Genomic DNA, 589 nt, shown 5'->3' on the forward strand with positions numbered 1-589 from the left:
AGACACCTGAGCCGAGTGTAGCGTTTGAACCAGCGCCACAAGAAGTTGAGGTTGAGGAAGTGCAAGATGGCGATCAAGATGTTGCCGCATTCCAAAGCATGGTATCCAGTGCGCAAGCAAAAGTTGCCGCGACGCAAAACCCATTCTTGATGAAGCAAGAACAGAATTTACCAGTGCCAGAAGAGCCGCTGCCAACACTTGAATTGCTTTACCATCCGGAAAAACGTGAAAACTTCATCGATCGTGAAGCGCTTGAGCAAGTCGCGCGTTTAGTCGAAAGCAAGCTTGCAGACTACAAAATTAAAGCTGACGTGGTCGGCATTTACCCAGGCCCAGTCATCACTCGATTCGAGCTCGATTTGGCGCCAGGTGTGAAAGTAAGTCGAATTTCTGGTCTGTCTATGGACTTGGCGCGTGCTCTATCTGCGATGGCGGTACGTGTTGTAGAGGTGATTCCAGGCAAACCTTATGTCGGTCTTGAGTTGCCAAACATGAGTCGTCAGACGGTTTATCTGTCAGACGTCATCAGCAGCCCTCAATTTGAGCAAGCTAAATCGCCAACGACGGTGGTACTTGGTCAAGATATCGC

Annotated in this window: 1 protein-coding gene; it reads left to right on the plus strand. The window is 49.6% G+C overall.

What is annotated here, in order from left to right; genetic code table 11:
• A partial coding sequence (locus R8O11_RS29600; protein WP_318195176.1) for a DNA translocase FtsK occupies window positions 1-589 on the plus strand: 589 nt, incomplete at both ends.

The sequence above is a fragment of the Vibrio sp. 1288 genome, assembly GCF_033344475.1.